Source organism: Bacillus sp. FSL H8-0547 (genome assembly GCA_038002745.1).
Lineage (GTDB): Bacteria > Bacillota > Bacilli > Bacillales > Bacillaceae > Bacillus_P.
Map to the genome: position 1 here is coordinate 25,965 of JBBODD010000001.1, position 23,919 is coordinate 49,883.

General features: G+C 46.9%; 26 protein-coding genes and 1 pseudogene. 2 read left to right on the forward strand and 25 right to left on the reverse strand.

Annotated features, from left to right (window positions below; genetic code table 11):
- Positions 1-74: 74 nt before the first annotated feature.
- Positions 75-272: a YlaF family protein gene (locus MHB63_00135; GenBank protein ID MEK3804993.1), complete on the forward strand. Its 198-nt coding sequence runs from the start codon at positions 75-77 to the stop codon at positions 270-272.
- Between the two features lie 61 nt (positions 273-333).
- On the opposite strand, the gene MHB63_00140 is transcribed toward MHB63_00135, so the two are convergent.
- From MHB63_00140 to MHB63_00150, 3 genes are all read right to left on the reverse strand, one after another.
- Positions 334-789: a GNAT family N-acetyltransferase gene (locus MHB63_00140; protein ID MEK3804994.1), complete on the reverse strand. Its 456-nt coding sequence runs from the start codon at positions 787-789 to the stop codon at positions 334-336.
- Positions 789-1,580, reverse strand: coding sequence for an inositol monophosphatase family protein (locus MHB63_00145; protein MEK3804995.1), 792 nt, complete (start codon positions 1,578-1,580; stop codon positions 789-791). Before MHB63_00145 ends, MHB63_00140 begins: the two co-directional genes overlap by 1 nt.
- Before the next feature lie 174 nt (positions 1,581-1,754).
- The gene (locus MHB63_00150) at positions 1,755-1,943 is read right to left on the reverse strand and encodes a hypothetical protein (GenBank protein ID MEK3804996.1); all 189 of its coding nucleotides are present in this window, start codon (positions 1,941-1,943) and stop codon (positions 1,755-1,757) included.
- A 254-nt stretch (positions 1,944-2,197) separates the two neighbouring features.
- Between MHB63_00150 and MHB63_00155 the strand changes: the two genes are divergently transcribed.
- On the forward strand, positions 2,198-2,839 hold the full coding sequence (locus tag MHB63_00155) for a DUF1054 domain-containing protein (GenBank protein MEK3804997.1): 642 nt from the start codon (positions 2,198-2,200) through the stop codon (positions 2,837-2,839).
- A 72-nt stretch (positions 2,840-2,911) separates the two neighbouring features.
- On the opposite strand, the gene MHB63_00160 is transcribed toward MHB63_00155, so the two are convergent.
- The 22 genes and pseudogenes from MHB63_00160 to MHB63_00265 form a co-directional block, all read right to left on the reverse strand.
- Entirely contained in the window at positions 2,912-3,181 is a 270-nt protein-coding gene (locus MHB63_00160; GenBank protein MEK3804998.1) for a UPF0223 family protein, read from the reverse strand.
- 26 nt (positions 3,182-3,207) lie between these two features.
- On the reverse strand, positions 3,208-4,164 hold the full coding sequence (locus MHB63_00165; GenBank protein MEK3804999.1) for a nitronate monooxygenase: 957 nt from the start codon (positions 4,162-4,164) through the stop codon (positions 3,208-3,210).
- 497 nt (positions 4,165-4,661) lie between these two features.
- A complete protein-coding gene (locus MHB63_00170; protein ID MEK3805000.1) occupies positions 4,662-5,663 on the reverse strand; it encodes a phosphotriesterase-related protein in 1,002 nt (333 codons plus the stop codon).
- 6 nt (positions 5,664-5,669) lie between these two features.
- Positions 5,670-7,343, reverse strand: a complete 1,674-nt coding sequence (locus MHB63_00175; GenBank protein ID MEK3805001.1) for a long-chain fatty acid--CoA ligase — start codon at positions 7,341-7,343, stop codon at positions 5,670-5,672.
- Positions 7,344-7,635: 292 nt separating this feature from the next.
- Positions 7,636-8,787: an ABC transporter substrate-binding protein gene (locus MHB63_00180; protein MEK3805002.1), complete on the reverse strand. Its 1,152-nt coding sequence runs from the start codon at positions 8,785-8,787 to the stop codon at positions 7,636-7,638.
- 111 nt (positions 8,788-8,898) lie between these two features.
- Positions 8,899-9,606, reverse strand: coding sequence for an ABC transporter ATP-binding protein (locus MHB63_00185; GenBank protein MEK3805003.1), 708 nt, complete (start codon positions 9,604-9,606; stop codon positions 8,899-8,901).
- Complete coding sequence (locus MHB63_00190; protein MEK3805004.1) at positions 9,584-10,363, reverse strand: ABC transporter ATP-binding protein; 780 nt, start codon at positions 10,361-10,363, stop codon at positions 9,584-9,586. Before MHB63_00190 ends, MHB63_00185 begins: the two co-directional genes overlap by 23 nt.
- Positions 10,363-11,343 carry a branched-chain amino acid ABC transporter permease gene (locus MHB63_00195; protein ID MEK3805005.1) on the reverse strand — a complete coding sequence of 327 codons (981 nt, stop codon included), beginning with the start codon at positions 11,341-11,343 and terminating at the stop codon, positions 10,363-10,365. Before MHB63_00195 ends, MHB63_00190 begins: the two co-directional genes overlap by 1 nt.
- Positions 11,340-12,206 carry a branched-chain amino acid ABC transporter permease gene (locus MHB63_00200; protein ID MEK3805006.1) on the reverse strand — a complete coding sequence of 289 codons (867 nt, stop codon included), beginning with the start codon at positions 12,204-12,206 and terminating at the stop codon, positions 11,340-11,342. The genes MHB63_00195 and MHB63_00200 overlap by 4 nt, the downstream gene beginning before the upstream one ends.
- A gap of 170 nt (positions 12,207-12,376) precedes the next feature.
- Positions 12,377-13,360 carry a quinone oxidoreductase gene (locus MHB63_00205; GenBank protein ID MEK3805007.1) on the reverse strand — a complete coding sequence of 328 codons (984 nt, stop codon included), beginning with the start codon at positions 13,358-13,360 and terminating at the stop codon, positions 12,377-12,379.
- Positions 13,361-13,368: 8 nt separating this feature from the next.
- Positions 13,369-14,148, reverse strand: coding sequence for an enoyl-CoA hydratase (locus tag MHB63_00210; protein ID MEK3805008.1), 780 nt, complete (start codon positions 14,146-14,148; stop codon positions 13,369-13,371).
- Between the two features lie 11 nt (positions 14,149-14,159).
- Positions 14,160-14,924 carry an SDR family oxidoreductase gene (locus tag MHB63_00215; protein ID MEK3805009.1) on the reverse strand — a complete coding sequence of 255 codons (765 nt, stop codon included), beginning with the start codon at positions 14,922-14,924 and terminating at the stop codon, positions 14,160-14,162.
- Positions 14,925-14,940: 16 nt separating this feature from the next.
- Positions 14,941-15,684 (reverse strand): 2-phosphosulfolactate phosphatase, encoded by a 744-nt coding sequence (locus MHB63_00220; protein ID MEK3805010.1) that lies wholly within the window; start codon positions 15,682-15,684, stop codon positions 14,941-14,943.
- 2 nt (positions 15,685-15,686) lie between these two features.
- Positions 15,687-16,742, reverse strand: coding sequence for a phosphotransferase family protein (locus MHB63_00225; protein ID MEK3805011.1), 1,056 nt, complete (start codon positions 16,740-16,742; stop codon positions 15,687-15,689).
- A gap of 22 nt (positions 16,743-16,764) precedes the next feature.
- Complete coding sequence (locus tag MHB63_00230; protein MEK3805012.1) at positions 16,765-17,172, reverse strand: acyl-CoA thioesterase; 408 nt, start codon at positions 17,170-17,172, stop codon at positions 16,765-16,767.
- A 15-nt stretch (positions 17,173-17,187) separates the two neighbouring features.
- Positions 17,188-17,964 (reverse strand): enoyl-CoA hydratase, encoded by a 777-nt coding sequence (locus tag MHB63_00235; protein ID MEK3805013.1) that lies wholly within the window; start codon positions 17,962-17,964, stop codon positions 17,188-17,190.
- Positions 17,961-18,845: a 3-hydroxyacyl-CoA dehydrogenase family protein gene (locus MHB63_00240; protein ID MEK3805014.1), complete on the reverse strand. Its 885-nt coding sequence runs from the start codon at positions 18,843-18,845 to the stop codon at positions 17,961-17,963. Before MHB63_00240 ends, MHB63_00235 begins: the two co-directional genes overlap by 4 nt.
- 78 nt (positions 18,846-18,923) lie before the next feature.
- Positions 18,924-19,487, reverse strand: a complete 564-nt coding sequence (locus MHB63_00245; protein ID MEK3805015.1) for a TetR/AcrR family transcriptional regulator — start codon at positions 19,485-19,487, stop codon at positions 18,924-18,926.
- A gap of 72 nt (positions 19,488-19,559) precedes the next feature.
- Positions 19,560-21,170, reverse strand: coding sequence for a long-chain fatty acid--CoA ligase (locus tag MHB63_00250; GenBank protein MEK3805016.1), 1,611 nt, complete (start codon positions 21,168-21,170; stop codon positions 19,560-19,562).
- Between the two features lie 30 nt (positions 21,171-21,200).
- Positions 21,201-21,952, reverse strand: a pseudogene (locus tag MHB63_00255) (SDR family NAD(P)-dependent oxidoreductase).
- The gene (locus MHB63_00260) at positions 21,952-23,127 is read right to left on the reverse strand and encodes a thiolase family protein (protein MEK3805017.1); all 1,176 of its coding nucleotides are present in this window, start codon (positions 23,125-23,127) and stop codon (positions 21,952-21,954) included. Before MHB63_00260 ends, MHB63_00255 begins: the two are co-directional and overlap by 1 nt.
- 12 nt (positions 23,128-23,139) lie before the next feature.
- Entirely contained in the window at positions 23,140-23,916 is a 777-nt protein-coding gene (locus MHB63_00265; protein MEK3805018.1) for an SDR family oxidoreductase, read from the reverse strand.
- Positions 23,917-23,919: the final 3 nt, after the last annotated feature.

The following is a 23,919-nucleotide window of genomic DNA, read 5'->3' on the forward strand; positions in this document are numbered from 1 at the left end:
TGTAGAAAAAAGAAATCATTTTATGTAAACTGATAAAAGGGGCAGTATTTTCTGTCCAAACCGCTTTAAAGGGGATGAAAACAACGATGAAATCCGGAAAATGGATTTTCTTTCTTTTGGCTTTTACAGCGGCGGCATCTATGGTTGCAGTCGGCATCGCTGTCGGGCAAAGAAGCATAATCGGAGTCGTTCTCTCGCTGCTTGCACTTACTGGAGCAATGGGATTTGGCTTTGCCACAAAAAAGAAAATGCGCGATAAAGGAATGCTTTAGGGAGCCTGGATATGTGTCCGGGCTTTATTTTTGTATTTTTTTATCGCATGAAAAAAACCTGCTAAGCAGGCTTCACTGTAATCATATACTCTTTACCATCCGCATCCCGTTCAAGCTTCAGCTGCTCGAAGCCGCACGATGCGAGAAATTTCAGCCAGTCAAGCTTTTCAGCCGGACAGCCGGCAAAAACGGCTTTATGGCCTGCCTTCTTCAGATTGGCTGAGATGTGCGAAACGATTTCTTTTCCGTACCCTTTGTTTCGCTGATCTTCTTTAACAAGTACCGTTCCAATCCATGGTTTCTCGTTTGAAGGAGACCAGCTGATATGAAAGGAAATGCCGATTGCTTCGTTATTGCAGCTCCAAATCTGCCATTCACCGTTATACATCTTATGAGAGATCATGTACTCTGAAGCCTGTTCCGGGAGGCATTCTTCCTTTTGCCATGCAGGGCTTGAAGAAATGAGCTCCTTGAAAAAATCCAGATCTGCATCCTCGTATGGTCTGCTCTCAATCATTATTTAATTAGGTACTCATTCAATATCGTTTCATGAATCCCTTTTTTCGCTACGAAAATGCTGTTTTGTCCAAGCATATTGATTGGTTTTCCATCAAGCGTGGTTGCTTTTGCTCCGACTTCCTCAAGCAGCACAAGGCCGGCTGCAAAATCCCACGGGGCAAGCCTCAAAGTGATGTAGGCGTCAAGCCTTCCCGCTGCTACATATGCGCATTCAATCGTTGCTGAACCATATGACCTTGTCCCTCTGACCGCTTTTGCAACAGGAACAAGCTTATTATGGTCAAATCGTTTATTCTCCATGACCCAGGTAGCGTTCAGGGCTATGACGGCTTCATTCAGCGGCACATCTTTAAGCTTAGGAAGCTCCGTATCATTCATATAGGCGCCTTTTCCTTTAACCGCATGGTAAAGCTCATTGTGCACCACATCATAGATCAGGCCGACCTGTCCGACGCCGTTCTCATAAATTCCGATGGAAATGGCAAAATTGCGCTGCTGGTGAACAAAGTTCATCGTTCCGTCGATCGGATCAACAATCCAGATAACGCCGTCCATCGACTCAGGCTTGTCCCCGAAACCTTCTTCTCCAAGAATTTTATGTTCGGGATATGTATGGTTGATTTTAGAAATTAAATATTGTTCTGTTTCTTTGTCCATATTCGTAACGAGATCATCGGGATTTGATTTGGCCTGAACAGAAAGGACCTTCTGAAAAGACTGCCTGATTTTTTCTCCTGCCTCATAAATCCACGTTTTAGCATCCTCTTCAATCTTACTCCAATTTTCCATGTATAAACCTTCTTTCTATGTAGGTAACCTAATTGCAGGGTTAAAGGCTGTGAACGACTTCTATATAGTAAGAATAACGCAATGAATTTAAGAAACGCAAGCGCTCTGCGGGGAGGATATGTCTGCTCAGATAAAAACGAACCCTGTGCTGAGGTTCGCTTTTGTTTGCGGCTGCTATGCCTGAAGTCTGAGCCATTCTTTTCTGAGTCTCTCAAGCTTGCGTTTGCATTCATTCTTCTTCGTTTCATCATTATCGGTCATGGCGTCGTAAAGGGTGGCCAATTCATAGTCCAGTTCGAGCTTTAGCACCCCTATGCGATGATCTGATTCCTTTTGTCCTGTCGTTCTGACGATTTGTTTCATCTTTCTACCGCCCCTTTCAAAAATTGTCTATAATTGTTAACCGGTGACTTTTAATCGATTGACTTAATTTTCTGATATTTTTATATATGATATGAGATATGGAAATAGGATGCAACTTGGAAGTGAAAATTGTGTATTTACCTATTATTTTTTAAATACCACATTGAAGGAGTGTCGAAACGTGCAAGTTCCTTTCGAATATGCGCACACCTGTGCTAAACTGATTTCATTACCTGCAAACGGGAGGCAATCATATGGAATTTAAAGGTTTTACAAATGAAGATTTTGATGTTTTTAAAATAGATGGACTTGATCAGCGGATGGAGGCGCTCATTTCAGTTGTCAGACCAAAGCTTGAAGTGCTCGGGGAAGTGTTCGCGGATGAGCTGTCGGCCATGACGGGAGAAGAGATGTTCCCTCATGTTGCAAAGCATGCCCGCCGGTCGGTTAACCCGCCGAATGATACGTGGGTGGCATTTGCAGGCAGCAAACGCGGCTACAAAATGCTGCCGCACTTCCAGATCGGACTTTGGGAGACACATGCTTTTGCCTGGTTTGCTGTCATATACGAAGCGCCGGTAAAAGAAGAATACGGTGAAGCGATTGAAAAAAACTGGAGCAAATTGAAAAAGAATATTCCTGATCACTTTGTCTGGTCAGGTGATCATACGAAACCTCAAACCCTTGTTCAGAAAGAGTTGAGCAATACGGATCTTCAAAACCTGTTCAAGCGTCTTCAAACCGTTAAAAAAGCTGAATTACTCTGCGGCATCAGGATTGACCGCGATGACGCAGTAAAGATGAGCGGTGACGAATTTATCAGCACCGTACAAGATACATTCAAAACACTTCTCCCGCTTTATAAGCTCTCTCAAAAAGCTGCGGTTAAGGCTTAAAACTCAGACAGGGTACCATCCTTAAGAGGATGGTACCCTGTTTTGCTTTTCGGACGGAACATACCGCCCTTTTTACATCTTAATCATTTCAGCATCGCTGTTATCTTTGCTTTTTTTCACAGCCCTGTAGGTAGAATAGCCGCTTATTTCCTCAAAATCATCGCAAATGTTTTTTTCCTCTGCTTTGCTCGGGACAATTTCTTTAAACCTGCGGTATTTCTTCATAAAGTCTTCTCTGCTGATCCCCTTTTCATAGGCTTTCTCCACTGCCTGAAAAAACGAGATGACATCGATGATTTCTGCTGTCGACCAATCCGGCTGTATTGGATATTGATAATCCACTCTGTTCACCTGCCTTTATCCTGCTGCTAGTTCCATTTCCCTCTGATTTCCGAGGCTTCTGATATAATTCTTGAAAACAGCTCATCCACACTCGGAACATCCCTGATCAGGCCCGTAACCTGGCCTGCCCAGGCAAAACCATTGTCTATCATACCATCATATATGTATCTTTTGTTAGCTTGTCCGCTAATATAATCTTTCAGCTGCTCATAATCTGCCTTTTTTTGCTCCATGTCAAGAATGGTGTCCGTCCACGTACCTGCAAGCGCCCTGGCAGGTGTACCGATACTGCGTTTAATCACGACTGTATCTCTTTCAGAACTGTTCACAAGGGCTTTCTTGTATGCCTCATGGGCATGGGTGCATTCCTTTGTAGCGATAAACCTTGTCCCCATCTCAATTCCTTCTGCACCAAGACTTAAAGCAGCCATGAGGCCTCTTCCATCTCCAATTCCGCCTGATGCAATGACCGGGATGGAAACCGCATCCACAACCTGCGGAATGAGGACAAATGTACCTGTATCATCCCGTCCGAGATGTCCTCCGCCCTCCTGGCCGACCACCATAACAGCATCAGCTCCGAGTTCCTCAGCTTTTTCGGCCTGCCTTCTTGCAGCCACCAGCACAAGCTTTTTCACATTTACCCCTTTTAATTGATCAAAAATGGGTGCAGGGTTTCCTCCTGTCATCGTAATCACGGGAACTTCTTCATCAATAGCCACCTGAAGCAGGTCAGAATAAGGTCTGCCGTGCTGGCCGACTGCGAAGTTGACGCCAAACGGCTTATCAGTCTTCATCCTGACTCTGGCAATCTCTTCTCTCAGCAATTCAGGCTCTCCAAGCGACATCGCCGTGATCTGCCCAAGCCCCCCGGCATTCGACACTGCCGCAGCAAGTTCCGAATAAGCGAGGTACGCAAGACCTCCCTGTATAATCGGGTACTGAATATTAAGCATATCGGTTATTCTTGTTTTCCAGTTCATCATGATCCCCCTGCCATTAATATCTTCCTCTATATCCACTTCTCTTAAGACAGCCGTTCTCCTTCTTGCTGTGGTGAAAAAAGGGGTGAATAAATAGATATCGGGGTAAATCAAGTCATCTGGATTGACGACACTTCCGAAGATCCCTCAACGGTAAAAGTGGTACCACTCAACGTAATAACGCCACTTTCGAAGATTCCTCAACGGCAAAAGTGGCACCACTCTGCGTAATGATGCCACTTTCGAAGACCCCTCAACGGTATAAGTGGCACTACTATGGGGAATGGCGCCACTTCCTAAGATCATTCAACATCAAAACTGGCAGCATTCAACGGAATGACGCCACTTCCGAAGACCCTTCAACGATAAAAGTGGCATCACCCAGGGAAACGGCGTGACTAACAAGTTATTCCCAGTCAGATTAACCGATTGGAACAGACAAAATCCGAACAGCTTAAACTGTCCGGATTTCTTCCTGAATTCCTTATGCCCCGGCCCTAAAATCTGACCTTTGCCCCCACACCGGCAAACAGTCTGGAAGGATTTTTTTCTGTCATGGTTCTGATGTCCTCTTCCTGCACTCCCTTATCCCGAAGAGCTGGAATGACATTTTCAAACAGGTGGGCAGGGTGCCAGTTCTTCATTTTCTCCTGAACCTGCTTTGGGAGGATCAGCGGTCTTCCCATCCAGTAGTTTACGGTATCGTGAGACATCATAATTTGATCTGCATACCCTTTTTCAAGTAATTCCATCAGCGTCTTTATTCTTATGTCATCGTCAGGTGCTCCCACCATGCCCTGAATGCCGAAACGGTCAAAAGCGATATAACCTCCGTGCTCCAGAACAGCTGAATGATAGTCAGGATCCGTATTGCCGCACATGTGTCCGATAACAATTTTTTTCGGATCACAGCCAAGTTCAATGAGCAGTCTGATTTGTTCCGGCCCCATTGTTCCTTCCTGGGTGTGGGTAAGAATGACCGTGCCTTCTTCGCGGTGAACCCTTGCAGCCGCTCTGAAAAACATTTGTTCATAAGGCGTAATTTCACCCTTGCTTGATGCAAGCTTAATGATTCCGGGCTTGATGCCCGTCACCCGAATGCCTTCTGTCAGCTCTTTTTTAAACATTTCATAAATTTCTTCTTCTGCCGTACCGAGGCCCTGTCTGAATTTAAAGTAAGGGGTGGCTCCTTCCCCTTCATAATAATATCCTGTGGCGCAGATAATCTGGAGACCGGTTCTTTCAGATATTTCCTTCAGCAGCTCCGGATTTCTGCCGCACTCATTCGGTGTCGGATCTACTACTGTATCGACCCCGAAGCTAAGCAGCTGAAGAGCGACGGTAATGCCTGTTTCAAGGGCATCCTGCTCATCAAATCCTCCAAGGGAATCGTCACCGTGAAAACCCGGATACCCGAAAACAAAATGTTCATGAATCAGCGTTTTGCCGAGCTGATCAGCCGGGATAGGCCCTGTAACGGTTTCAACTGTGCCGGTCATTGCGCTTCACCCCATCACCCTTTGTTTTTCTTCTTCCTGAAGCTTCCGCCATAGCAGCTTTCCGCTTGAAGTCATAGGCAGGCTTTCTCTGAATTCGATCATTCTTGGATACTTGTAGGCTGCCATTTTTTCTTTTGCCCAGCTGATGATTTCCTCGCCGTCAATTTTCCCCTTATATTCCTGATTCAGAATAATAAAGGCTTTGACTGTTTCTCCCCTGCGTTCATCCGGTACGCCGACCACGCATGCCTGCATGACGGCAGGATGCTGATATAGCATGCCTTCAACCTCTGTCGGCCACACTTTAAAGCCAGATGCGTTGATCATTCGTTTTACTCTGTCCACGATAAAGTAATAGCCTTCTTCATCGCGTTTTCCGATATCGCCTGTCCTGAAGAATTTTTTCCCGTCAAGCTCGACAAACGATTTTTCATTTTCCTCCGGTCTTCTGTAATAGCCCAAAAAGACTTGCGGCCCGTTCACGACAATTTCGCCTTCTTCTCCATTTTCAAGCTCCCGGCATGTTACGGGATCAATAACCCTTGCATCTACATCAAAAGAAGGAATGCCAAGACATTGAAGCTTCGATCTGTCAGGCGGATTAAAATGTGTCTGGGCAATGGTTTCTGAAAGGCCGTAGCCCTCGATAAATTTCAGGCCGGACAATTGGTACAGCCTTTCTCCAACGGCTGCAGGAAGAGCTGCACCACCTCCCGCTAGATTCATCAGGCTTGCCATGTCCTCTTTTTTCAGGGAAGGATTGGCCATAAAGTCAATCAGCATCGTGCTGATTGTTATCCAGTGGGTTACTTCTTTATCCCTGATGGTATTTCTCGCAAATTCCCTGTCCCACCTTGTCATCATGATCATGGTGGCTCCGGAGAGAATCGGAATGTGCATGCTGTGCACCATGCCTGTTACATGAAACAGGGGCAAAGTCGCAAGACATACCGCATCAGACGTTGCATTCAGCCAGTGATAGCCTCCGAATGTATTGGCCTGAACGGTGCGGTGAGTATGCATGCACCCCTTTGGAAGGCCTGTCGTTCCGGAAGTGTACGGCAGGACAGCGAGATCATCTGCTGATGCCGTCATCCGGGAAGGCACTTCCAGGCTCGACAGCGCATCCTTCCAGTGAATATGCCCGGTTTGAGCAAGCTCAATTGGACCCATTTTTACTTCTTCCGGTATTTCATGACCGGGTTCACCCGCATGCAAATAATCAGAATAGGTTGATACAATGATATTCTTCAGCGGGACTGAGTCAAGCAGCGGAAGCACTTTGGAGTACAGTTCCTGTCCTACAATACCTGACTTTAACTCACAGTCATTTATATAAAATCTCAGTTCTTCCGAGGTGTTCATCGGATTAATCGGCACAACCACGCCGCCGGCACGGAGGATGGCGTTATACCCGATGACAAACTGGGGCGAGTTTTGAACAAACAGCAGAACATTTTCACCTTTTTTAACGCCCATTTTCTTTTCAAGGAATCCGGCAAGATCTTCGGTTTCTTTTAAAAGCTGCCTGTATGTAAGCTCTGCGCCGTAATAATGAATGGCTGTCTTGTCCGGGTATCTTTTTGCAGATAGTTCCAAATTTTCGTACAGGGTTGTTTCAGGTACTGTCAGTGTGTACGGCACTCTTACCGGCCAATGCTTGAAATGTGATTGAATCATGTGCATTTCACCTTCCCGACTGTTATTGGTAGCGCTTACAGTAATATTTCTAACTTTTCTGATAAATACCTTTTTCCTTTGAGAAAATTTTTATTTGCATCTTTTCATGTTCTGGTAAATGACTGTTTTTGTATTTTGGAAATCATACCCGATCCCTTTCGCTTCAGTCCACTGGTGTCTTATTTAAATACTTTTCAGCAACCATAAGTACGAACACAGCCTTAATTAAAGACAGTTTCCCGCTGTATACAGCGGGAAACTGTAAAGATTCGTTCTTTCATCCAGTAGATCTTTACTTATCCAACTTCACAAGCTTTCCGTCTTCTACAACATGAATGGATGTTTTCCAGTTAAAGCCGTTGTTTTCCATTCCGGTCAGATGCCATACCATTTGCTCGTCTTCAAGTTCTTTAATTCCTTTTTCCATATTCTCCATGATTTCCGCCGGGTCTGAGACAGTGCCTGCTTCCTGCATTGCTTTCACTGCGACGTGAAGGGCCTGGTAGTTAAATGCACTTTCGGCTGTCGGTATGCCGTCTGTCAGTTCCGCATATTTATCGACAAACGCCTGGCCTCCCGGTGCGTCGCTTTCACTGATTGGCAGTGTGCCGATTGCGCCTTCAAGCATTTCATATCCTCCGAGGACCGGTTCCATTTCTTCAAACTTCGCCTGGTCCATAATCATGATACCGCCTTTAAACCCGAGCTCTCTCGCCTGTTTGATCAGCAGCGCCGTCGGCTGCGACGGTCCTCCGACAAACAATACGTCCGGCTTTTCTTTAAGAGCATTTGTCATGATGGTGAAAAAGTCTGTTTCTTTGCTGAAATCCACTGAACCGTCAAAAACGATTTCTCCGCCTTTTTCTTCCCAGACAGGTTTAATGGTAGCCGTCCAGTCTTTTCCGTACTGTGTAGCTGTCGGAATCAGTGCGAGCTTCTTCCCGAAGCGTTCCATCTGATAGTCAGCATACGGCTCAGGATACGCGTCATATGCAGGAGGAATGCTCAATGTCAGCTTATTGCCCTGTTCCTGGATTTTCGGTTCGCTCGTATAGGCTCCAATGATGAAGTTTTCCTGCTGGTTAAAAACTTGAGTGGCGAAAACACCGCCGCTGTGCGGAACAAAAACGATCGGTGCTTTATTTTCCTGTACAAGCCTGCGGGCATTTGTTCCCGTTTCATTCGGAAGGTACTTGTCATCAAGGGATACAATTTTCACTTTGTATGTTTTTCCGTCGACTTCAAAGCCTTCTTTATTAATCTCATCTGCTGCCATCGTCAAGCCTCTCAGCGTATTCTCGCCGTAAAAAGCAGCCGGACCGGAAAGCGGGCCGCTGTATCCGATATTGACTGTGCCCTCTCCGCCTGCATCTCCCCCGCCTGACGCACCGCTTGAATTGCATGCCGCAAGACCAATTAACGACACCGAAAGTCCAAGAACCATCCCGATCTTTTTAAGCGATTTCACAGAAATTCCCCCTTGTTTTCATCAAAATCGACTCGTTTTTTAACCTGTTTGTGCTGCAGACCTGCCATTTGCGAAAAAAATGCTATGTCAGGCGCCAATATAGGCGCGTTTGACCTCATCGTTATCAAACAGCTCTTTTTTTGTCCCCTGCATCACAATCTGTCCGTTCTCCATCACATAGCCCCTTGTTGAGATGGACAAAGCAGCATGCGCGTTCTGTTCAGCAAGCAACACCGTCGTTCCGTGCTTATGAATTTCCTGAATGACTTTAAACATCTGGTCTACGATCAGCGGTGCTAGTCCGAGAGAAGGTTCATCAAGCATCAGGATTTTCGGCTTCGCCATGAGAGCCCTGCCGATTGCAAGCATCTGCTGCTGTCCGCCGCTAAGTGATCCTGCAGCATCTTTCCGTTTTTCAAAAAGAATCGGAAACAGAGCATAAATGTCCTCCAGCTGTTTTTGGACAGCCTTTTTATCTCTGCGCCGGGTATAGCTTCCCATTTTCAAATTTTCATAAACAGTCATTTCAGAAAACAGCTTTCTGCCCTCGGCGCACTGGACAATACCTGCTCTTACTAATTTATAGGGCGCCATATTATGAATCTTCCTGTCTTCAAAAAGAATGTCACCGGAAGAAACCTTATTCAGGCCTGACAGCGTATGAAAAAGCGTGCTTTTCCCTGCGCCGTTTGCCCCGAGAATGGTCACAAGCTCTCCCTGCCCGATTTCCATGGATACGTTTTTCAGTGCCTGAAACCGGCCGTAAAAAACATCAATATGTTGCAGCTTCAGCATAGGCATGTCCTCCAAGATAAGCTTCGATCACGTTTGGATCTGCCTGAATATCAGACGGCAGTCCTTCTGCAATTTTTTTGCCGTGATTGAGAACCATCACTTTATCAGCCAGACTCATGACCATCTTCATCTTATGTTCGATAAAACAGACTGTATATCCGCTGCGCTTCAATTTGAGAATTAGCTCGGACAGTCCATCTGTTTCATCTGGATTAACTCCTGCTGCAGGTTCGTCAAGAAGGATGATCTCCGGTTCTGTTGCGAGAGCAAGCGCAATGGCCACCCGTTTTTGGGCTTCCTGTGAGATGACAGAAGCCATTTCGCCTTCTAAATGCTCAACCCCGCAAAAGGCAAGAGCTTCCATCGCTTTGTCATAGCAAAGCTGCTGCTCTGACCGTTCCCTTTTCGTTTTAAATATCCCGTCAAACAAGTTAGATTTCGTTCTGAGGCGATGTCCGATCAGCACATTGTCTATGACAGTAGCGTCCGAAAAAAGACTTGTCGTCTGAAACGTCCTGCCAATTCCGAGCTTAGCCATTCTGGCAGGCTTTGCTGCTGTCACATCTGTCCCGTTAAACAGGATGGTCCCTGAAGTCGGCCTGTGAAAACCGCTGATCAGATTCAGAAATGTGGATTTTCCGGCTCCATTCGGCCCTATGATTGCGGTGATTTTCCCTTTTTCAATCCCAAGATCAACCTCATTTACAGCCGTCAATCCCCCGAAAGATTTTGTCAGCTGCCTGATTTCTATCAGCATCATCCAGCCTCCTTTATTTTTCTCTTAGCATCAGCAGGTCTGCGCTGCGAGAAATACATTTTCAGAGAGTGATAGCTTCCGACAAGCCCTTTCGGATAAAAAAGCATGATCAAAACGACAATCGGACCGAATATCAGCATTCTGTATTCTTCAAGAAACTGCAGGGACTGTGTGACAGTGACAATCAAAAATGTGCCAAGAACGGGTCCTGTCATCGTGCCGATTCCTCCGACAAGAAGATACATCAGCATTTCAAACGTGACAGTAATCGCTGAGATATCGGGCCCGAGAAATCGGATAAAACCCGCATACAGCACGCCTGAGAGACCTGCAAAAAAAGCGGAAAGGACAAAGGCAAGCAGCTGATTTTTCATAATATTGATCCCGATTGTCTTTGACAGATCCTCACTCCCCCTGATGGCAAAGAGCGTTCTGCCGAAAAGAGAGTCCTTGATTCTTTTAACTGCCATGATGGTTCCAAGCAAAAAGAACAAGATAAAATAGTACTGCGATTCAATCGTGTCAAATGTCAGTGGTCCGAGAGCCGATGGCACCGGAATGCCGATCAGGCCCCTGACTCCCCCGGTGACTTCATCCCACTTGTCGATAACCAGATAAATAATAAACCCCACACACATCGTGTATATGGCGAAAAAATGGTGTCTTGTCCTTAGCGCGATCAGACCGATCACAAAACTCAGGGTTATTGTAACGGCAAGCGCTGCTGCAAATGCAAGCCAGAAATTCACCTGATAAGTGGATGTCAGTATGCCGAGTGTGTAGGCTCCTGCCGCAAAAAAACCGGCATGGGCTAACGACAGCTGGCCTGTAAACCCCGAGATGATGTTAAGTCCGTAAACAGCAATGGACCAGATCATGACCAGGATCAGGATTTGCTTATGATAATGATTTTGAGACAACAATGGAAACAGCACCGCAATCAGCAATATAACCGGCAACAGTATTTTTTGAATCTTCACGTGCGTGCCCCCTTTGAAAAAAGACCGGTTGGCTTAATGGTTAAAATGGCCACGAGGAGGAGAAATGCAAAGATGTCTTTATAATCGTTTGAGAGATAAGTAGCTCCCATGCTTTCAGTCAGCCCAAGAAGAAACCCACCCGCTATTGCCCCGGGAATACTGCCCATCCCTCCGATAATGATGATGACGAAGGCTTTCATAATGACCAGGCTCCCCATCGTCGGAAAGACGAGATTGATAGGAGAAGCTAAAGTAGCTGCTGCAGAAGCGAGCGCCGCAGCAATGGCAAATGTCAGCATGGCCACCATATTGGCGTTGATGCCGACTAAAAAGGCGCCATCCCTGTTTTGCGACATCGCGACAATGGAAGCTCCAATCATCGTCTTTGTCAGGAAAAAATGCAGAGCAAGCATCAGGAGGATGGATGAACCAACAACCAGTATCCGCTGCTGTGTGATGGTGAGCCCGAATATTTCCACTACACCTGAAAAAGGCGTCGGCATCTGTTTGTAATCTGTTCCCCAAATCAGCTGCGCCAGCGCTTCAAAAAACAGCATCAGGCCGATTGCAGCAACCATGACTCTCATGGGATTAACATTTCCAAGGTATTTAAACACAACTTGTTCGCAGAGAATGCCGAGAGCAGCAACAATCAGGATCGACAAAATGAGTGCTGCCCAGTAGTTCATGCCATACTGAGTCATAAATAAAAGGCTGACATAAGCGCCGATCATATAGAATGAACCGTGGGCAAAATTCGGGATATGCAGAATGCCGAACACAAGCGTCAGCCCTAAAGCCACAAGACTGTAAACGCTTCCAATTGTAATTCCGTTAAATAATTGCTGAAGAAATAATTCCATAGCGGCCCCCTTACTCATGCTTATTTTCTTCAATTGCAGTCCATCTGGAAAATATTCATGGCAGGTATAGATCAGGGTATAAGAGAGGAGTTTTTACAAAACAGCTGCTGGATAAGGATGGATATAGTAATAGATAAGAGGCAGGGGGACTAAAGCCCCCCGCATAAAAATCAAGGCACTAGAATCAGTTTTCCTTTCGTCTGTCTGCCCTGAAGCATTTCATGAACTTCGCCTGCCTGTTCCAGCGGATAAACGCCGCCGATCGTAAGCTTCAGTTCTCCTTTTTGGAGATAGCCCAGCAGGTCAGACAAACTTTGAAGATAGATTTCTTTCTTTCTCATCATCTGAGGAAGAAAAAATCCGATGACAGACAGGTTTTGAGCCATCAGCGATGACGGATAAAGCCTTGATTGCTCCCCGCTCGCCACGCCGTAAATGACCAGGCGGCCAAATGGAGCCATACAGGAGAGGGTTTTCCTGAAAACATCTCCCCCAGCCATCTCAAGAGCAACATCTACACCTTTGCCGTCCGTCAGCTGAAGCACTTCCTTCTCCCAGCCTTCAAGCGTATAATCAACAGCTTCATCTGCACCCATTTCAAGGGCAAGTCTTCTTTTTTCAGCCGTACTGGCTGTTGCAATGACTTTGCCTGCTCCAAATAATTTGGCAAGCTGGACGGCAATAGTCCCGACTCCGCCTGCAGCCGCATGAACAAGGACCGTTTCGCCCTTTTCAACACGCCCCATTGTTTTTAAGATATGATAAGCGCTCAGTCCCTGCAGAGGCAGAGAGACAGCCTGCTTAAGGTCTACTCCTTCAGGAACGGGAATCAGTCCGCGTTCTTCTGCAACGGTATATTCTGCATAGCCTGTAGCCCTGCTTGATCCAAGAAGGGTAACGACTTTGTCTCCCTTTTTAAAACGGGTAACCCCGTTTCCCGTCTCAGCAACTGTTCCTGCCACCTCCGCTCCGGGAACAAATGGAAGCGGCGTATCAATCACATACTGCCCTTCCCTTCTTGCTGTATCTGCATAATTGACGCCAATTGCTTCAATCTTAATCAGCACTTCGTTTTCAACAGGCTTAGGGACATCTAGTTCTACTACTTTCAATACTTCCGGTCCGCCGTATTCTTTTAATTGAATCGCTCTCATCATCATCTTCACTTCCCCTGAAAGACTGGCTTGCGTTTTTCTTTAAATGCGTGAATGCCTTCCTGATGATCTTCTGTTGAGATCATCAGTGTCTGTGCAATCCGTTCCTGCTCCAGAATTTCTTCAAGTGTGCTCACCGCTGAGGCATTGATGATTTTTTTCATCATGCCATACGCTTTTACAGGTCCCTGTGAGAGCTTATGAGCATATGAGACAGCTTCATCCTTAAGCTGCTCAAGCGGGACTACTTTGTTTACAATGCCATATTCTTCAGCCTGTACAGCAGTAATCGGTTCTGCATTGAAGAACAATTGCTTCGCCTTATAAGGTCCAATGATCCTCGGCAGAAAATAAAGGCCACCCCCGTCTGAAATCAGCCCAACCTGTGAAAAGCTCATCACAAATTTGCTGTCTTCCGCAGCGAGAATCTGATCGCACGCCAATGCCAGATTGAAAGCTGCACCTGCGGCAAATCCATTTACGGCGGCAATGACAGGTTTATCAAGTTCTTTAAAAGCCTTGATGCATTCATTCAGGCGGCCGATATGATCATAAACCTGCTGCCCGTCAGCCTCTCCCATCGTTTTGACGTCCCCGCCTGCACTGAACGACCGTCCTGATCCTGACAGGACAACGGCTCTGATGCTGTCATCTGTTTTTGCCGCGGCAAGTTCATTCGTCAGTGATAAGATCATCTCTGCGCTGAAAGCATTCAGTCTTTCTGGACGGTTCAGTGTTAAAAACAGTACATTTCCGCTTTTTTCTACTAATAGATCGCTCATTTTTATTCCTCCCTGGTTTATGTAATCAGCCAGCCGCCGTCTGCAAGCAGATCAGAACCGGTCATATATGATGCCTCGTGAGAAGCAGCAAATGCAATAATATTCGCAATTTCTTCGGGCTTGCCGACACGCTTCAGTGCGGTATTCCGCTTAATCGCTTCTGTGAATCTTGCGTTTTGCAGACCCTGCTCTGTCAGAGGTGTTTCAATAAAACCCGGTGAGACCGAGTTGACTCTGATGCCATTTCGCGCGAACTCATGCGCAAGCGCTCTTGTAAAATGAATGACGGCCGCTTTAGCTGCGCTGTAATGCGGAATTTCTGCCCCCGCTTTATGTCCTGAAAGAGACGCCACGTTGACGATTGCCCTGTTCTCATTACCCGCACCGCTGCACTCAGCCATATAACCGCCAAGCACTTTTGAAACAAGAAAAACACTTTTCAGATTGACATTCTGTACAAAATCCCATTGTTCGGCTGTTGTATCCATAATTCTCGAGTGTACAGATCCGCCTGCGTTGTTGACGAGAATATGCAGCTCACCGAATTCTTCTTTTACAAAGGAGAGAAGTGAGAGAACATCCTCTTCTTTAGTAACATCAGCTGCAAAAGGAAACGCAGTTTGCTCAGAATGATTCAGCTGCTCTGCCGCGGCCTTCAGTTTTTCCTTGCTTCTTCCTGCAAGAATGACTTTTGCGCCTTCTGATGCAAGCTTTCTTGCCGTCTCAAGCCCGATACCGCTCCCTCCGCCTGTCACAACAGCGATTTGGTTATGAAATCTCATTTTTTTCACTCTCCTTTCACGACGACTTTACCTTCAGATGGCGGTAATCGATCAATTCATCTCCATATAGGACCGGCACACATGAAAAGCAGTCTCTAGTGGAAATAAAGGTGATTTCCTCCTGAAAGCCGTATTTCTTCAGCATTTTTCCCACTTTGGATTTAGCAAGTACGACGGCCGGTTCTTCTTTGCAGCCTTCATAAAACAGCTTCGCTGTCTGGGCGGCATCACTTAGTTCATAGCACCCCGCCTCATCCAGGTGCTGAATCAGGCAGCCTGCCCCGTAAAAATCCTCCAAACTGAAATGCCCGGACGAACCGGAGCAGACAAGGATAATAGTATCCTCGCGGTGGTCTTGAGCAAGGGCATCTGCCACTGCTTTGGCATTCAAGAGCGAGCAGGCGAAAATCCTTCTGGCAGGACTGCTTTTATGAACGGCAACCGTTCCGTTTGTCGTAGATAAAATGATTTTTTTCCCTTTGGCAAAGGCCTTCAATGCGGAGGGATTAGGATCCAGGAATCCATCAATCGTCCTTCCCTCATATTCGCCGACAAGCATGCAGTCATCCTTGTTCATTTCCGCTGCAAGGCTTCGGGCCTGTTCACCGTCCAGCACAGGGATGACGGAACGGGCACCATGCTCAAGAACAGTGGCAATGGTTGAAGTAGCAAGCAGCACATCAAAGACTACCGCAATTTTGTCTTTCATTTTGGCTCCGTCTATTTCTTCTTTTCTGGTCACAACATGTATTTTTCCCATGGTCAGCCCTTATGTGCCAGCCGCAGTGCATGCTGGATCAGGATTTCAGTATATGGCCCAAAGCGGGCAAAGCGCTGGTCATGTGTCTGCCCTTTTTTGAAGCGGTAATAGATCTGCTGGCAGATGACGGCAAGTTTAAAGGTGGCAAATGTGGTGTAGTAATGAATGTTTGCTGTATCTCTGCCGCTTTTCCTGGCATAGCTTTCTATAAATTGCTTTCTTGTATAGAAGATGCCGCTCGCCGTAACGGAAGGCTTGCCCATTCCTTTTTTCAAAGGCTCGGGATCATCCTCCTCCATCCAGTAGCTCATGGCGGCCCCAAGGTCTGCGAGAGGATCCCCGATCGTGGTCATCTCCCAGTCAAACAGGCCGGTCATTTCTTTCAGATCACTTGAAAAAAGCGAATTATTCAATTTGAAATCATAATGGATAACGGTCGGGTCAGGTGAAGCAGGCAGGTTATTCTCAAGCCACTCTGTCAGCAGGCTGACTTCTGGAATATCATCTGTTTTTGCCCTGTGATAGCGGCCGATCCAGCCGTGTACCTGACGCTCCATAAACCCTTCAGGCCTGCTCAGTTTTTCAAGCGCCGTACCTTTATAAGGAACATCATGAAGACGGACAAGCGTATCGACCATCAGCTCAGACAGAGAGCTGCCAAGTTCCACGGTTGCTTCCATTCCTTCTGGAAGCTCAGTGTCGACTAATACTCCGTGCCGTCTTTCCATGATGAAAAACGGGCTGCCTGCAATCGACTCATCGCTGCTGAAAACATAAGGTTTCGGAGCCAGAGGAAACAAAGGGTGCAAGTCTTTTAAAATGACAAACTCCCGTTCCATATCATGCGCTTTAGGAGCCACTGGTCCAAGCGGCGGCCTTCTGAGCACCCCTTCCCAGCTCCCGATCTTAAGGGCATACGTCAAATTCGATGCACCTGTCCCGAACTGTTTGATTTGAAGGGGACCTTCCGGCAGCTCATCCATTTCCGTTCTTAAGTATGTCTCAAGAACCCCCGCATTCAGTTCTTCTCCTGTTCTTACCGGAATAAGCTGAGACATCACGCCACCTCTTTTTGAAAATTCAGATATTTATTTTTAAAGCATGGGTCTTTAACTGTTCTATTAGATGATCTGGCATCTCTTCTGTTTCCTGGGTTTTAAAGTTAAAGGTCACAATGACCGCTTCACCTTCTGCAATCAGCCTTCCGGATTCCTGCTCCGTAATTTCATGATGAACGGTGAAGCTTTTGGAGCCGATTTTCATAACGGAGGTTTGAATGATCAGGTGTTCATTAAAATAAGCCTGACCGCGAAAATCGCATGTTGCTCTGGCAAGAATAAACGGCCAGTCCCCTGAAGACATGCAATATCCCAATGCTTCAAAAAACTGAACGCGCGCATCTTCGAGGTAAATGAAGTAGCTTGTATTGTTCACATGCCCAAGCGCATCTGTTTCGCAAAACCTGACTCTCATCCGTGCTTCATGCATGGAGAAATCATCCCCTTACTTATGGCTGAAAGCAGGCTTTCTTTTTTCAATAAACGCCTGTACGCCCTCTTTAATATCTTCTGTCTGAAATACTTCTTCAAACAGGCCCGCTTCAAGATCAAGACCTTCTTCAAGCGTGCTGCTCATGCCCTCATCCACCGCTTTTTTAATTTTAGACAGGGCGGGAAGCGAGTGTCGGGTCATGCGGCCGGCAAGTTCAAGGGCTTTTTGAAGTCCTTCTCCCTTGGGTACAACATACGAGACAAGCCCAATTCTTTTCGCTTCAGCTGCATCAATCGGATCTCCTGTGAACATCAGCTCTTTTGCTTTAGCTGCACCAACCGCTCTCGGAAGCCTTTGAGTGCCGCCTCCACCTGGAAATAATCCGAGCTTAATTTCCGGAAGTCCAACCTGGGCATGCTCCTCAGCTATTCGGAGATCGCATGTTAAAGCGAGTTCACACCCTCCGCCGAAGGTCATTCCGTTTAAAACCGCAATCACCGGTTTAGGGAACTGTTCAATTTCATTTAAAAATGCATGCCCTTCAAGGAAATTGGCTTTGATGCCTTTTTTTCCGATGAGGTTCGGAAATTCCTTAATATCAGCTCCAGCCATAAACGCCCTGTCACCCGCTCCTGTCAGAATGACCGCAAGTATCTCATTGTCTTCTCTGAGACTTGCAAAGGCTTCTTTCAACTCTCTTGTGACCTGCTGGTTCATGACATTTAAAGGTGGATTGCTGATTGTGACAACGGCAGCTGCTCCATGTTTTTCATATGACACAACGCTCATTTTTTCACCTCTTCTTTTTGATAGGTGTACCATCCCTTGCCCGTTTTTCGTCCAAGATCACCTTGACGCACCTTCTGCTCAATGCAGGCAAACGGCTTATCAGCAGGGTCTCCAGACTCCGCATATCTCTGCTGCATGACATAGTAACCGACATCAATCCCGGAAAGATCCATTAGCTCAAACGGCCCGATCGGATGATTCAGTGCTTTTCGGCAAATGGTGTCGATATCCTGAAAACTTGCATACCCTTCTTCATACAGGTAAACGGCTTCTCTTTGCAGGGCACCTAAAATCCGGTTGGCGATAAAGCCGGAAATCTCCTTATTCAGAAGGACGGCTGTGCGGTTGATCGTTTTACAGACATCCATCGTCAAATCGGCCGTTTCTTTTGACGTGTCCTCACTCATGACAACTTCCACACAGTCCATGACAAGCGGCGGAAAAAAGAAATGCATGTTGACAACTTTGTCTGCACGATTTGTTGCGGATGCGATCAGTGAATTGACAATGGTTGAGCTGTTGGATGCAAAAATGGCATGAGGCTTTGCCATTTGATCAAGCTTTGCAAACAATTCTCTTTTAACATCCAGCTTTTCAACGACTGCTTCAATGATAAAATCAGCATGGGCAGCAGCCTGTTCAAGTGACGTTGTAAAGGTGAGCCTTCCAAAGGCCGCTTCTTTTTGCTCCTCCGTCAGTTTCGATTTTGATACCCATTTGTCCATCAAGTTGCGGAGAGATGCTTCCGCTTTTTCTAAAGCGCTTTCCTGCACGTCCTGAATCACCGTTTCATAACCGCCAAGGGCGCACAGCATGGCAATCTGATGGCCCATCTGACCCGCTCCAATAACTGAAATCTGCTGAATATCTTCCTTTTTCATCATCATCTCTCCTTTTAACTACTGACCAGTCGGTATAATGGGGTCGTGGAGAGCTCCGGGACGAACCCGGAACCCCCTTTACCCTGTCAGTCCTTCAAGCACCATCTTCAGAAAAATATCCGATACTTCAGCATCAGACACCCTTCCGTTTGGATCAAACCAGAAGTAGCTCCAGTTTGTCATGCCGAGAATCCCGAAGGTGACAATGTCCATCGGCAAGTCAGACCGGAATTCCCCTTCACCGTTTCCTGCTTCAAGCAGCTGCTGAATGTTCAGTCTGAACTGGTCGCGTTTTTTAATGACCTCAGCCATATCCTCTTCCGTCAAATTTCTCATTTCCCTGAAAAACACTTTTGCGCTTAAGCCTTCTTTTTCAATATCGTGAATCAGCATATAAACAATTTCATGCAGTTTTTGCTTATATGCCTTTAAACTGTCATGGATGATTTCCTCCTGTTTTCTCAGAAGCTCATCGATGTATTTTAAATGGATGGCCATAAGCAGCTCAGTTTTGCTTTTGTAATAGTAATAGAAAGTGCCTTTAGTGACACTGAGTGCATCGACGATGTCCTGAATGGACGTTTCCTTAAAGCCTTTTTCTCCAAACAGCTGAATGCTTTCCTGGATGATTTTTTCCTTCATATTGGCTAATCCTCTCTAGCTTAGATTAAAAAAAGTATACCATAAGCACTTTAAGAGATTCATAGTTTCCTGTTATCTTTGAAGGGTTTCTTCCCGCAAGGCCCTGCGGAGGATTTTGCCCACGCTTGTTTTTGGAAGTTCGTTTCTGAATTCAATTATCGCCGGCACTTTGTACGCCGCAAGATTGGACCTGCAAAAAGCAATTATCTCTTCATCTGACACCTGACGCCCTGCTTTTAAGACAACAAAAGCTTTCACCGTCTCTCCCCTGTATGGATCAGGCACCCCGATAACGACTGCCTCCTGCACCGCTTCATGTTCATAGAGAACTTCTTCTATGTCTCTCGGGTACACATTGTAGCCGCTTGCGATAATCAGGTCTTTTTTCCGGTCAACGATGTAAAGGTATCCCTCTTCATCAACCTTTGCGATATCCCCTGTAAACAGCCAGCCGTCTCTTAGCGTATTGGCCGTCTCCTCCGGCATGTTCCAGTAGCCCTTCATCACCTGGGGGCCTTTAAGGATGACTTCTCCAAGTTCCCCGGCAGGAACTTCTTCTTTGCCTGTTGCCACATCAACAATTTTATAAGCCGTGCCCGGCACTCCGATTCCGACGCTCCCAGGCTTCCGCTTGGCAAACGGCGGGTTGCAGTGAGTTGTCGGAGCAGCCTCTGATAATCCGTAGCCCTCAAGGATTTTAGCACCCGTTTTGCGCTCGAATTCATTCAGCAGCTCAACAGGCATCGGTGCACTGCCGCTGTTGCAGATGCGGATGCTGCTGATCCCGTACTCCTCAGCTTTAGGATGGTTGGTAATGGCCACATACATCGTCGGTACACCCGGAAAAATGGTCGGCTGTTCACGTTTGATGGTCTGCATCACTTCCTCAAGGTCAAAGCGCGGAAGCAGAATCATAGAATTTCCTCTCAGGACGGTCAAATTCATGCATGAGGTCATTCCGAAGACGTGAAAGAGCGGAATCACTGTCAGGCAGCGTTCTGAGCCGGTCTGAACTTCATGCTTAAAAAATTCGAAAGACTGATAAATATTGGCGATTAAATTTCTGTGTGTAAGCATCGCCCCCTTTGAGCGACCGGTCGTTCCTCCTGTATACTGAAGCACTGCGATATCGTGCTCAGGTTCGATCTGCACGGGCAGAACCTCTCCTGTTGAAAAAGAAAGAAACTGCGAAAACGTAAAATCTCCTTCTTCAGGTGTCATTTCCTCCTGAAGACTGACGGTAATAATCTGCTTTAAAGCCGTGCCTGCACGGACTGCCTTTACCCGCGGATAAAGCGCATCATACACGACAATCGTTTCCGCGCCGGAATCATTCAGAATATAATCAAGCTCCCGCTCAACTAGCATCGGATTCACCTGGGTGATAATGGCTCCTGCTTTTAGGGCTCCGTAATAGGCTGCCGGATACTGCGGACAGTTTGGCAGCATAATAGCCACCCTGTCCCCTTTTTGAACGCCTTTTTTCTGAAGCGCCGATGCAAAGGCAATGGTCATCCCGTACAGCTGACGGTAGGAGATGGATTTTCCGTAAAATGAAATCGCCTCTTTATCGCCGTAATTCTCAACGGTTTCTTCAAGCATCTGCGGAATGGAAATATAGGGAATGTCGATCTCGTGACTGACAGTATCCGGATAATTAGCTAGCCATTGATCCAATTGAATTCCTCCTTATGCTAAAAAAGATATACTTTTTCAAAAGGTAATCGTTCCTCCATCTGCCAACAGAGCAGCAGCTGTTACATATGAGGCATCATCGCTTGCCAAAAACAGCACAGCCTTAGCGATTTCTTCAGGCTGGCCGATTCTGCCGAGCGCATTGGAAGTTGTATAAATTCCCCATCTTCGTTCATCATTCCGCCATTCATCCACAATGGCTGTATCAATCACACCCGGAGCAATGGCATTGACCCGGATCCCGTCTTTCCCATAATCAAGCGCGGCATTTTTAGTGAGAGCGATGACTCCGGCTTTCGAGGCATTATAAGGAGCCATTCGCTTTTTTCCTTTTATGCCAACACGCTCGACGTATTGATAATCGATCCGCCTCCGCTCTGTTTCATATGCGGAACAGCATATTTCATGCCGAGGAAAACACCCTTCAAGTTAATGTCAACGACTCTGTCCCATTCCATTTCTTCCATATCATGAAGCTTTACACTCTGATTTGAAACACCGGCGTTGTTAAACAGGATATGAAGACCCCCGTATTCGCCAACAGCCCCATCCATCAGTCTTTCTACATCTTCAGCCTTTGCTGCATCTGTATGGACAAAAAGACAGGAGAAGCCTTTTTCTCTCACAGCTGCAGCTGTTTTTTCCCCGGCCTCCTGATCGGCATCTCCAATCACGACATTTGCTCCATGTTCAGCAAAGAGGAAAGCCGTTGCTCTGCCTATTCCTCCCGCTCCCCCCGTTATGACAGCTGTTTTCCCCTTAAGCCTCATCACTCAGACTCTCTTTCAATAATGGCGGCGATTCCCTGGCCCCCTCCGATGCAGGCCGTAATCAACGCAAAGCGGCCGCCTGACCGCTGCAGTTCGTATACGGCTTTCGTCATAAGAATCGCGCCTGTCGCACCTAATGGATGTCCATGGGCAATCGCCCCGCCGTTAACGTTCAATTTGCTGTGGTCAAACTGCAGTTCACGGTCACATGCAAGAACTTGAGCGGCGAACGCCTCGTTAAGTTCAATCAAATCCATGTCGCTGAGTGAAAGGCCTGATTTCTCAAGTGCAAGCTTTACTGCCGGAACCGGACCTATCCCCATAATGTTCGGGTCTACGCCTGCGACTGCATACTGTCTGACTGTGCACAGCGGTTTTAGTCCAAGCTCCGCCGCTTTTTCGCGTGACATGACCACAACAGCAGATGCCGCGTCATTTAAGCCTGAACTGCTTCCTGCTGTAACGGTTCCGCCTTCTTTAAATGCAGGCTGGAGTGCTTCCAATCCCTGAATCGTCGTATTCGGACGCGGGTGCTCGTCTTTTTCAAATAGAAGCGGCTCCCCTTTTCGCTGAGGGACCGGGACGGGCACAATCTGTTCGTCAAATCTGCCTTCTTCGACAGCTGCAGCCATCCGCTGCTGGCTTCTCAGTGCATATTCATCCTGCTCTTCCCTGCTTATTTCGTATTTAACCGCCAGATTTTCAGCCGTAATGCCCATTGGCGGATTACCGATTTCCTTCGGTGAAAGAACGGCTGACTTAAATCTCGGAGGCGCAGGACTAAATGCTTTTTTCGGCTTTTCCATTAAATATGGCGCAAGGGACATGCTTTCTGTTCCTCCGGCAATGTAGACATCTCCGTCACCGGCTTTGATGGCCTGGGCAGCAAGACAGACTGCATTGATGCCAGAGCCGCACTGCCGGTCTACTGTCAGTCCCGGAATGCTGATGGAAAGGCCGGTTGTCAAGGCAGTGAGTCTTGCAATATTGCCTCCGCCTGACAGGACGTTTCCAAAAATAACGTCATCAATCATATCTGCCGTAACGCCTGCACGGTTCATGGCTTCTTTTATCACGATTGCCCCGAACTCATTCGGTTCCATGGCGGAGAGCGCACCGCCCTGCCGTCCGATGGGTGTTCTGACTGCCGCTACAATGACAGGATCTCTGTTCATTCTTCTTCCTCCTTACATGGCATGTGTTCCGCCATCAATGACGAGAACATCACCAGTCATAAAGTCTGATGCTTTAGCTGCAAGGAACAATGCAGCTCCTTTTAAATCCTGGTCCGTCCCAAACCTCTTGAGCGGCGTCATGTTCAGGAAATGGTCTTTTCCATTTTCAATAATGACCTGGGACATTTTTGTCGGGAAAAATCCCGGGGCAATGGCGTTGACATTGATGTTGTACTGCCCCCATTTCACAGCTAAATCTTTTGTAAAGGTAATAACGGCTCCTTTACTGGTGTTATAGGCAATCGTGTCCATGTAACGGGGGTCCGTCCCTCCAAGGCCTGCAACGGAAGCAATGTTGATGATTTTTCCGCTTTTCTGCTGGATCATGTGCCTTCCTGCTTCCTGTGACATCAGGAAGGTGCCTGTTACATTCACATTCATGACTTTATTCCACGCATCAAGCGGCAAGTCCTGTACCGGAGCTCCCCATGTAGCACCGCTGTTATTGACGAGAATGTCAATTTTTCCGAACGTGTCCACTGCTGTCTGCACCACATTTTTTACATCATCCTGATTCGTCACGTCACAGCCGAGTGCGATCGCCTTGACTCCGTATTCACGGCTCAGCTTTTGGGCTGTATCCTCGCATGCAGCAGCCTTTCTGGAGCAGAGCACAAGTGATGCGCCGGCCTGGGCGAAGCCTTCCGCCATCTGGGCACCAAGACCCCTGCCGCCGCCTGTAATAATGGCGACCTTGTCTTTTAGATCAAAAAGTTCCTTGATGTGCATGAT

Bases quoted from the DNA above. Each gene is read 5' to 3' on its own strand.
- MHB63_00135 (MEK3804993.1), top strand. From the start codon at position 75: ATGAAAACAACGATGAAATCCGGAAAATGGATTTTCTTTCTTTTGGCT.
- MHB63_00140 (MEK3804994.1), bottom strand. From the start codon at position 789: ATGATTGAGAGCAGACCATACGAGGATGCAGATCTGGATTTTTTCAAG.
- MHB63_00145 (MEK3804995.1), bottom strand. From the start codon at position 1,580: ATGGAAAATTGGAGTAAGATTGAAGAGGATGCTAAAACGTGGATTTAT.
- MHB63_00150 (MEK3804996.1), bottom strand. From the start codon at position 1,943: ATGAAACAAATCGTCAGAACGACAGGACAAAAGGAATCAGATCATCGC.
- MHB63_00155 (MEK3804997.1), top strand. From the start codon at position 2,198: ATGGAATTTAAAGGTTTTACAAATGAAGATTTTGATGTTTTTAAAATA.
- MHB63_00165 (MEK3804999.1), bottom strand. From the start codon at position 4,164: ATGAACTGGAAAACAAGAATAACCGATATGCTTAATATTCAGTACCCG.
- MHB63_00170 (MEK3805000.1), bottom strand. From the start codon at position 5,663: ATGACCGGCACAGTTGAAACCGTTACAGGGCCTATCCCGGCTGATCAG.
- MHB63_00175 (MEK3805001.1), bottom strand. From the start codon at position 7,343: ATGATTCAATCACATTTCAAGCATTGGCCGGTAAGAGTGCCGTACACA.
- MHB63_00180 (MEK3805002.1), bottom strand. From the start codon at position 8,787: ATGGTTCTTGGACTTTCGGTGTCGTTAATTGGTCTTGCGGCATGCAAT.
- MHB63_00185 (MEK3805003.1), bottom strand. From the start codon at position 9,606: ATGCTGAAGCTGCAACATATTGATGTTTTTTACGGCCGGTTTCAGGCA.
- MHB63_00190 (MEK3805004.1), bottom strand. From the start codon at position 10,363: ATGCTGATAGAAATCAGGCAGCTGACAAAATCTTTCGGGGGATTGACG.
- MHB63_00200 (MEK3805006.1), bottom strand. From the start codon at position 12,206: ATGGAATTATTTCTTCAGCAATTATTTAACGGAATTACAATTGGAAGC.
- MHB63_00205 (MEK3805007.1), bottom strand. From the start codon at position 13,360: ATGAGAGCGATTCAATTAAAAGAATACGGCGGACCGGAAGTATTGAAA.
- MHB63_00215 (MEK3805009.1), bottom strand. From the start codon at position 14,924: ATGAGATTTCATAACCAAATCGCTGTTGTGACAGGCGGAGGGAGCGGT.
- MHB63_00220 (MEK3805010.1), bottom strand. From the start codon at position 15,684: ATGGGAAAAATACATGTTGTGACCAGAAAAGAAGAAATAGACGGAGCC.
- MHB63_00225 (MEK3805011.1), bottom strand. From the start codon at position 16,742: ATGTCTCAGCTTATTCCGGTAAGAACAGGAGAAGAACTGAATGCGGGG.
- MHB63_00230 (MEK3805012.1), bottom strand. From the start codon at position 17,172: ATGCATGAAGCACGGATGAGAGTCAGGTTTTGCGAAACAGATGCGCTT.
- MHB63_00235 (MEK3805013.1), bottom strand. From the start codon at position 17,964: ATGAGCGTTGTGTCATATGAAAAACATGGAGCAGCTGCCGTTGTCACA.
- MHB63_00240 (MEK3805014.1), bottom strand. From the start codon at position 18,845: ATGAAAAAGGAAGATATTCAGCAGATTTCAGTTATTGGAGCGGGTCAG.
- MHB63_00245 (MEK3805015.1), bottom strand. From the start codon at position 19,487: ATGAAGGAAAAAATCATCCAGGAAAGCATTCAGCTGTTTGGAGAAAAA.
- MHB63_00260 (MEK3805017.1), bottom strand. From the start codon at position 23,127: ATGAACAGAGATCCTGTCATTGTAGCGGCAGTCAGAACACCCATCGGA.
- MHB63_00265 (MEK3805018.1), bottom strand. From the start codon at position 23,916: ATGCACATCAAGGAACTTTTTGATCTAAAAGACAAGGTCGCCATTATT.